This window comes from Synechococcus sp. B60.1 (assembly GCF_047462555.1).
Taxonomy (GTDB): domain Bacteria; phylum Cyanobacteriota; class Cyanobacteriia; order Thermostichales; family Thermostichaceae; genus Thermostichus.
Genome location: NZ_JANSJN010000126.1, coordinates 1 through 7,024, shown reverse-complemented (window position 1 = coordinate 7,024; position 7,024 = coordinate 1). Strand labels below are relative to the sequence as shown.

7 protein-coding genes are annotated in these 7,024 nt (G+C 60.4%); 2 read left to right on the top strand and 5 right to left on the bottom strand.

What is annotated here, in order from left to right; genetic code table 11:
- The coding region (locus NW863_RS11855) for an FAD-dependent oxidoreductase (protein WP_414366572.1) at positions 1-560 on the bottom strand (560 nt) is incomplete at its 3' end.
- 171 nt (positions 561-731) lie between these two features.
- Between NW863_RS11855 and NW863_RS11850 the strand changes: the two genes are divergently transcribed.
- Positions 732-1,970: a phosphoglycerate kinase gene (locus tag NW863_RS11850; protein ID WP_414366570.1), complete on the top strand. Its 1,239-nt coding sequence runs from the start codon at positions 732-734 to the stop codon at positions 1,968-1,970.
- A gap of 119 nt (positions 1,971-2,089) precedes the next feature.
- On the opposite strand, the gene NW863_RS11845 is transcribed toward NW863_RS11850, so the two are convergent.
- From NW863_RS11845 to NW863_RS11835, 3 genes are all read right to left on the bottom strand, one after another.
- Positions 2,090-2,440 (bottom strand): DUF1257 domain-containing protein, encoded by a 351-nt coding sequence (locus NW863_RS11845; RefSeq protein ID WP_011429224.1) that lies wholly within the window; start codon positions 2,438-2,440, stop codon positions 2,090-2,092.
- A gap of 124 nt (positions 2,441-2,564) precedes the next feature.
- Positions 2,565-4,076, bottom strand: coding sequence for an AAA family ATPase (locus NW863_RS11840; RefSeq protein ID WP_414366568.1), 1,512 nt, complete (start codon positions 4,074-4,076; stop codon positions 2,565-2,567).
- 203 nt (positions 4,077-4,279) lie between these two features.
- A complete protein-coding gene (locus tag NW863_RS11835; protein ID WP_414366567.1) occupies positions 4,280-4,651 on the bottom strand; it encodes a hypothetical protein in 372 nt (123 codons plus the stop codon).
- 175 nt (positions 4,652-4,826) lie between these two features.
- Here NW863_RS11835 and NW863_RS11830 point away from each other — a divergent pair, with 175 nt between their 5' ends.
- Positions 4,827-5,033, top strand: coding sequence for a hypothetical protein (locus NW863_RS11830; protein WP_414366566.1), 207 nt, complete (start codon positions 4,827-4,829; stop codon positions 5,031-5,033).
- Here the strand turns inward: NW863_RS11830 and NW863_RS11825 are convergent.
- Positions 5,030-6,862 carry an ABC transporter ATP-binding protein gene (locus NW863_RS11825; protein ID WP_414366565.1) on the bottom strand — a complete coding sequence of 611 codons (1,833 nt, stop codon included), beginning with the start codon at positions 6,860-6,862 and terminating at the stop codon, positions 5,030-5,032. The genes NW863_RS11830 and NW863_RS11825 overlap by 4 nt on opposite strands.
- Positions 6,863-7,024 lie beyond the last annotated feature (162 nt).

The window sequence follows — 7,024 nt, the reverse complement described above, 5'->3', positions numbered from 1 at the left end:
ATGGCCGAGATCTCGTCTGGGTTGATGAAGGCCAACGCCTTGGAGACGGCGATAAAAATATCCGTGTTGACCCGCTCGTCAATGCCCTGCCGGCGCAGCCATTCTAAGAGGCTGTAGCGATCCATCTGCTCCACGTAGCGCTGGCCCCGCACCATGGCCGGCACTAGGCCCAGGGCAAATTTCACCTTTTCGCTCCAGGTGAGCATGTCGTTGTTGCGCAGGATGCCGACAATGGCGTTGAAGGGAGCAGGAATGTCCGGCAGGTCAAAGCGGGAGTAGGTGCCCGGCTTGTCCGGCTGGTTGAAGATCAAACTGTGTTCCTTCCACTGCAGGCGATCGGAGATGCCCAGCTCCCGGAACAGTTGCAAGGTGTTGGGGTAGGCGCCGAAAAAGTTGTGCAAACCCGTCTCAATCCAGTCACCGTCGGCATCCTTCCAGGCGGCCACCAGCCCCCCCAGCACATCCCGCCGCTCAAACAGCAGCGGCTGATGCCCGGCATCACATAGATACTTGGCACAGGCCAGCCCCGCCAGCCCTCCTCCAGCAATGGCTACACGCATGATGATGACAATGAGCAACATTATCTATTCTATTTGCAAACCGTTACAATCGCTCCAGCCACTGGCGGTGGGGAGAAAACCCGGAGAGCACTTGTTTCCCGCCGGGATCCGATCCCTGGTAGGATACGGGAGAAAAAAGCGATTCTCTTGGTTCCAGGGGGAGGGACGACGATGGCCAAACAAACACTGGGATCCCTGCTGTCATCGGGCTTTGATCTGACCGGCAAGCGTGTGCTGGTGCGCGCCGATTTCAACGTCCCTCTGGATGCCCAGGGCAACATTACCGACGACACCCGCATCCGCGCCTCGCTGCCCACCATCCGAGCTCTGGCCCAGGCGGGGGCCAAGGTTATCCTCACCAGCCACCTGGGCCGCCCCATCAAAAAAGACAAAGAGACTGGCGCCCTCCAGATCACCCGCGAGGGCAATAGCCTCGCCCCTGTGGCTGTCCGCCTTTCCCAGCTCTTGGGCCAGCCGGTGGCCTTTGCCCCCGACTGCATTGGCCCTGAGGCGGAAGCCGTGGTCAGCCGCCTGGAAAACGGACAGGTGGCCCTCTTGGAAAACGTTCGCTTTTACCCGGAAGAGGAAGCCAACGACCCGGAATTTGCCCGCAAGCTGGCCTCGCTGGCCGACTTGTTTGTCAACGATGCCTTTGGCAGCGCCCACCGCGCCCACGCCTCCACCGCCGGCGTCACCGCCTACCTCCAGCCTGCCGTGGCCGGCTACCTGGTGGAAAAGGAGCTGCAGTTTCTCTCCGGCGCCATCGAGAACCCCCAGCGACCTCTGGCGGCCATCATCGGCGGCTCCAAAGTCTCTACTAAGATTGGCGTCATTGAGCGGCTGCTGGAAAAAGTGGACAAGCTCCTGCTGGGCGGCGGCATGATCTTCACCTTCTACCAAGCCCAAGGGATCCCAACCGGCAAGTCTTTGGTGGAAACCGACAAGCTGGAGCTGGCCCGCTCCCTGATGGAGAAGGCCAAAGCGCGGGGCGTGGAGCTACTGCTACCCGTGGATGTGGTGGTGGCCGATAAGTTTGACAAAGACGCCAACGCCCAGACGGTTTCCATCCACCAGATCCCCGATGATTGGATGGGCTTGGACATCGGCCCCGAATCGGTCAAAGCCTTCCAGGCTGCCCTGCAGGGGTGCCAAACCGTAGTCTGGAACGGGCCGATGGGTGTGTTTGAGTTCGACCGCTTTGCTGTGGGTACAGAAGCCATTGCCCGCACCCTGGCCGACCTCACCCAGGCCGGGGCCATCACCATCATTGGCGGCGGCGACTCGGTGGCGGCTGTGGAAAAAGTTGGCCTAGCGGACAAGATGACCCACATCTCCACAGGCGGCGGCGCCAGCCTGGAGCTGCTGGAGGGCAAAGAGCTGCCTGGTATTGCCGCCCTCAGCGAAGCGTAGTGTAGGTTCCTGCTTGGCTCATCCAACCCAAAAGCAGCAAAAAAGTAGGGGCTGAGTTCAGCCCCTCTTTTGCTCTACTCGGCGCAGATGGCCGCAGCAATGGCGAGATCGGATCCGGCTTAGTGCATCACCACTTTAACGTTGGCGTTGTTCAAGCCAGGACGCTTCACCTCGGCCAAGGTCTTGTTGACGGCGTACTTCTGGTTGATGGAGTTGATCAACTCGGTTTGGTTGTGCTTCTTGGCCACGCCCCACAGATCGGCGATCAGGTCGTAGGAACCATCGGGGTTCTTGGACCAGCCCAGATCGTAGTCGCCCTCCAACTGGGCCACAATGTCGGCACGAACACGCTGACCGTTGTAGCCACGCACATCGGCGTTCAGCTTAACGGTGTAGCCGAGGTCGCGCAGGGAGTTAACCAGGATCTGGCCATCGGTGATCTTGGTGCGCAAGGTGCTAAAATGAGACATGGTGTTTCTCTCCTTTGTATAGGGGTTGGAACATCAACAGAAACAATGGGCAACTTCTAGCGGGGAAGGGTTAGGTTTAGCCATCTCTGCCTCTGCCAAGGCACTTTTGGCCTTTCGCCTCCTGCTAGAACTCCAGCCGCTGGTACTCGGCTACAGAGGCTGCTGCAGGCCGAGCCCGCTGCTGGGCCCATTCCCTCAACGCTACCACTTGCTCCGTCATGGTGCGAGATAGCGGTTGAGTTGCTTTCGTTGCTGCCAAAATGTCCAGTTGCGTAAATTCACGGTTCTGGGCAAACGCTTCGTACATGGCAGCAATCAAAACTTGTTCGATCTCCGCGCCGGAGAAGCCCTCGCAGGCTGCTGCTAGCTGACGCAGATCAAAGCGGCTAATATCCCGCCGCCGCTTCTTCAAGTGGATCCGGAAGATCTCCATGCGCTCATTAATGTTGGGCAGATCCACGAAGAAAATCTCGTCAAAACGGCCCTTGCGCAGGAATTCACCCGGCAGGCGATCCACGCGGTTGGCCGTGGCCATGACAAACACCGGCGAGCGCTTCTCCTGCATCCAGGTGAGGAAGGAGCCAAAGATGCGGCTGGAGGTGCCGCCGTCGGAGTCACTGGAGCCTGCCGAGCCGGCGAAGGCTTTGTCCAGCTCGTCGATAAAGAGGATGGCCGGCGCCAGTGATTCGGCGGTGCGCAGAGCGCTGCGCAGGTTAGCCTCTGACTTGCCGACCATAGAGCCATCGTAGACCCGGCCCATATCCAGGCGCAGCAGCGGCAGGCCCCAGAGGCGGGCGGTGGTCTTGGCGATCAAGGACTTACCACAGCCAGGTACGCCCAGAATCAGGAGTCCCTTGGGCTGGGGCAAGCCGTAGGCACGGGCCCGCTCGGTGAAGGCCTCAGATCGCTGCAGCAGCCAACGCTTCAATTCCTCCAGACCGCCAACCGCGTCGATCGTCTCATCTTCTTCGATGAACTCAAGGATGCCGTTGCGCCGGATCAGTTGCTTTTTCTCAGAGAGAACGATATCGACCTCCGCCTCGCTGAGGCGACCGTGCATCACCACCGCCTTGCGGTAAACTTTTTCCGCCTCGTCCTGCGTTAGGCCCAGGGCCGCTTTGACCAGCTTTTCCCGCGTCTCAGGGCTCAGGGATCCGCCGCGGGGAAGCTGCTCCAGCTGGCGGTTGAGGGTGCGCTCCAGGGCGGCCATGTCTGGCAGGGGGAAGTCGACTACGCAAATGTCTTTTTCCAGCTCGACGGGAATCACCTGCACCGGCGACATGAGCAAGATGGTTTTGTGGGATCCCTTCAAGCTGGCGATGGCATCGCGCAGCCAGCGTTTGACTTCGGTGTTGTCCAAAAAGTCGTGCAGATCTTTGAAGACGCAGATGGCGGGATCTTTTTGCTCCATCACCCATTGAATAGCCGGCTGGGGAGATTGGGTGTTGTGCTGGGTGAGGCTGCGGGGGTTGCCGTATTCGACAATGCCGTGGGTAACCGTCCAGATAAACAGGCGCCGCTGCGGCTTGAGAGTGCGAGCGATCGCTGCCAAAGCTGCCTCCGCCCGTTCTTCCTCTGGGGTGACCAGGTAGAGCAGTGGGTATTGAGCTTGGATGAGAATGCTGAGCTCTTGCATGGGAAACACCAACTGCGCGGAGGAAAATCTGAACGAAACCGACAGAAAGAAGGGGAAACGGCGTCTAGAGTTTGCCTGTCTTCAAGGTATCTGAGATATCCTGGCTTGCTCCTTGTTAACTCTTGTTCTAAACCCCTCCTGTCTGCTCAAGTTCGCAAAGAGGCATACCTTTGAAATAGCGCAAAGAAACAGCGCAAAAAGCCTTAGCAGGGCACCAGCTCGTCTTGTCGTTGCTCTTCGGAGCCCGAGGCCGCTCCCCAGTATTCCGGCTCCACCTCTTCGAGGATGGCTTCAGAGGCGGACTGCTGGTGAAGCGAAACCACCTCTCCATTACGGATGACAAACGGATGGCTGCACTCAGGACAGCGGTGGACGCGGTAGGCGCTGCCTTGCACCCCTTCGATGACCTCCGGGTGCAGTAGGTAGAAGGTAAGGGCCTTCTCTGCTACTGCCGACATCGGCTCTCGCTCCACGGCAGCCCGAATCTTCAGATTCCGGTGCAGGTCAGGTGAGAGATACAACGTCACCTTTTGCTTGGCCTCTGCGCCTTCCACAACCTCTGGCCGCTGACTCATGGCTAACCGTTTCTCGTTATATGCCGGACTTGCGCCCCATGATAGCTAGTCTGCCGCCTTGACGGCAAGTTTTTAATAATCTGTAACGTTTTCCCGGAAATTGCTCAGGCTTGCGGAGATCCCTTGCTGGCGGAGTAGGCTAAGTAGGAGACTCAGAGCGGAACGAGCAGTCCCCATGGAACGCCTGATCAACACCTTCAGCAAAAATTTCTCCACCTGGAGCCGTCGGTTTCTGGTGCAGGCCGGCGACGGTTTGGCCAGCCTGAAAGACACGGCTCTAGATAACGGCAATCTGCTCCTCTGCAAAGCCCGCATCGCCCTTGCGGATGCCAGCTTCACCACCCTGCGGGCGTTTGGGTCTCGCTTCGGTTCTGGTCGCTAGCTGCCTAAATCTTGCAGCCGGTAGAGGTGGGCGTAGAGCCCGTTGCGGGCCATGAGCTCGGCGTGGGATCCCTGTTCTTTCAGTTCCCCTCGCTGCAGAACTAAGATGCGATCCACATTGCGGATGGTGGAAAGGCGATGGGCAATGATGAGGGCGGTGCGATCCCGCAGCAGAGTTTCCAGGGCGGATTGGATCAGGGCCTCCGTGCCCACATCCAGGCTGGCGGTGGCCTCGTCCAAGACCAAGATTTTCGGATCCCGCCACAGGGCCCGCACAAAGCTAATGAGCTGTTTTTGGCCGCTGGAGAGGTTGCTGCCCCGCTCTCGCACGGGGGTGGCGTAACCCTGGGGCAGCTCGCGGATGAGCTCGTGCAGGTGGAGTTGGCGGGCCACCCGCTCTACTGCCGCCAGATCCCCTGCCTCTCCCAGGGTGATGTTTTGTTGGATATCTCCAGAGAACAAGAATCCATCCTGCAGGATCACGCCCAGGTGGCGGTGCAGCTCGGCCTGGGGCAGATCGCGAATGTCCACGCCGTCGATGCGGATGCAGCCGCGAGTTACCTCGTAAAGGCGGCAAAGTAGGCGGATGATGGAGCTTTTACCGGCGCCGGTGGGCCCCACCAGGGCGACCTTTTCGCCGGGGCGGATGGTGAAGCTGAGGTCTTTGAGCACCCACTCGCCGGGGTTGTAGGCAAACCAGACCTGCTCGAACTGCACCTCCCCTTTGGCCGTTGGGGGCAGGTGGCGCGGCTGGACGGGATCCTGGATGGCGACGGGCAGGCTGAGGATGTGGTCGATGCGTTCCACGGCGGTGAACCCCGCCTGCAGGGCGGTGAACTTTTCCGCCAACTGGCGCAGGGGGTTGAAAAAGCGCTGGGAAAAGAGAATGAAGGCGTAGAGGCTGCCGAAGGTGAGGGGTTCTCGGGGTAAAGGCAGGGATCCCCCTCCGGCTGCCAGCACCTGCTGTCCGCCCACCCACAGGAGAGCGGCCACTGCCAGCCAGGCAACCCACTCCAAAACGGCGGAAAGGGCAGCGTCGTAGAGGATGGTCTGATCCACTTCTTGGATGTAGCGCCGGTTGATGGTTTGAAAAATCTCGCTGTTGAGCCGCTCCCGCCGAAACAGTTGCACCACGGCAATGCCCAAGACGTTTTCCTGGATCCAGGCGTTGAGCTTGGAGAGCTCTTCCCGCACGCGGAAGTTGGCATCGCGAAAGCGGCGCTGCAGCTCGACAACTACAGCGCTGGCCGGCAGGACAATGAGGATCAGCAGCAGGCCCAGATCCCAGCGCTGGCTGAGCATCACCACTGCGATCACCGCCAGGGTAAAGAGGTCGCTGACGATGCCGACCGCGCCGGTGGAAAACACATCCCCCAGAGCTTCTACATCGCTGGTGATGCGGGTAATCAACTTGCCCACCGGGGTGCGATCGAAAAATTGGGCCGGCAGGGCCAGCACGTGGGCAAAGAGATCGTTGCGGATGTCGCGGGTCATCAACTGCCCCAGCTTCTGGCTGGTATACCCTTCCAAGGCTTGAAAAAGCCAGCGGGCCAGCAGGGTGAGGATCAACAGGCCCGCGTAGGGCCAGAGGCCGGCGAGGATCCCACTGTTGCCTTGGGCGAGCGCTTGGGCGATGGGGCCGTCCAGGGCTCGCTGCAGGATCAAGGGCTGCACCGCATCGGCTAGGGCCAGGGGCGGCAAAAAGGCCAAGGCGGCCAACAACAGCTTCAGGTGCCGCCGGGCATAGGGCCAGAGCAGCCGCAGCAACCGCCAATCGCTGCGGGGATCCCTGTGGGAATCAGCAGCAGGAGGAAAGGTGGCAAGGCTCACTGACTCACACCCAAAGACGATGAAGGCAACTGATCTACTCTAAGCTCTCTCCCTGAAGAGGGTGGGCCCGCCCCCCCGCGCCCCCCCCCCCCCCCCCCCGGGGGGGGGGGGGGGGGGGGGGGGGGGGGGGGGGGGGCGCTGGTAGAAGGCGGGTGTTGTGGG

Bases quoted from the DNA above. Each gene is read 5' to 3' on its own strand.
- NW863_RS11850 (WP_414366570.1), top strand. From the start codon at position 732: ATGGCCAAACAAACACTGGGATCCCTGCTGTCATCGGGCTTTGATCTG.
- NW863_RS11845 (WP_011429224.1), bottom strand. From the start codon at position 2,440: ATGTCTCATTTTAGCACCTTGCGCACCAAGATCACCGATGGCCAGATC.
- NW863_RS11840 (WP_414366568.1), bottom strand. From the start codon at position 4,076: ATGCAAGAGCTCAGCATTCTCATCCAAGCTCAATACCCACTGCTCTAC.
- NW863_RS11835 (WP_414366567.1), bottom strand. From the start codon at position 4,651: ATGAGTCAGCGGCCAGAGGTTGTGGAAGGCGCAGAGGCCAAGCAAAAG.
- NW863_RS11830 (WP_414366566.1), top strand. From the start codon at position 4,827: ATGGAACGCCTGATCAACACCTTCAGCAAAAATTTCTCCACCTGGAGC.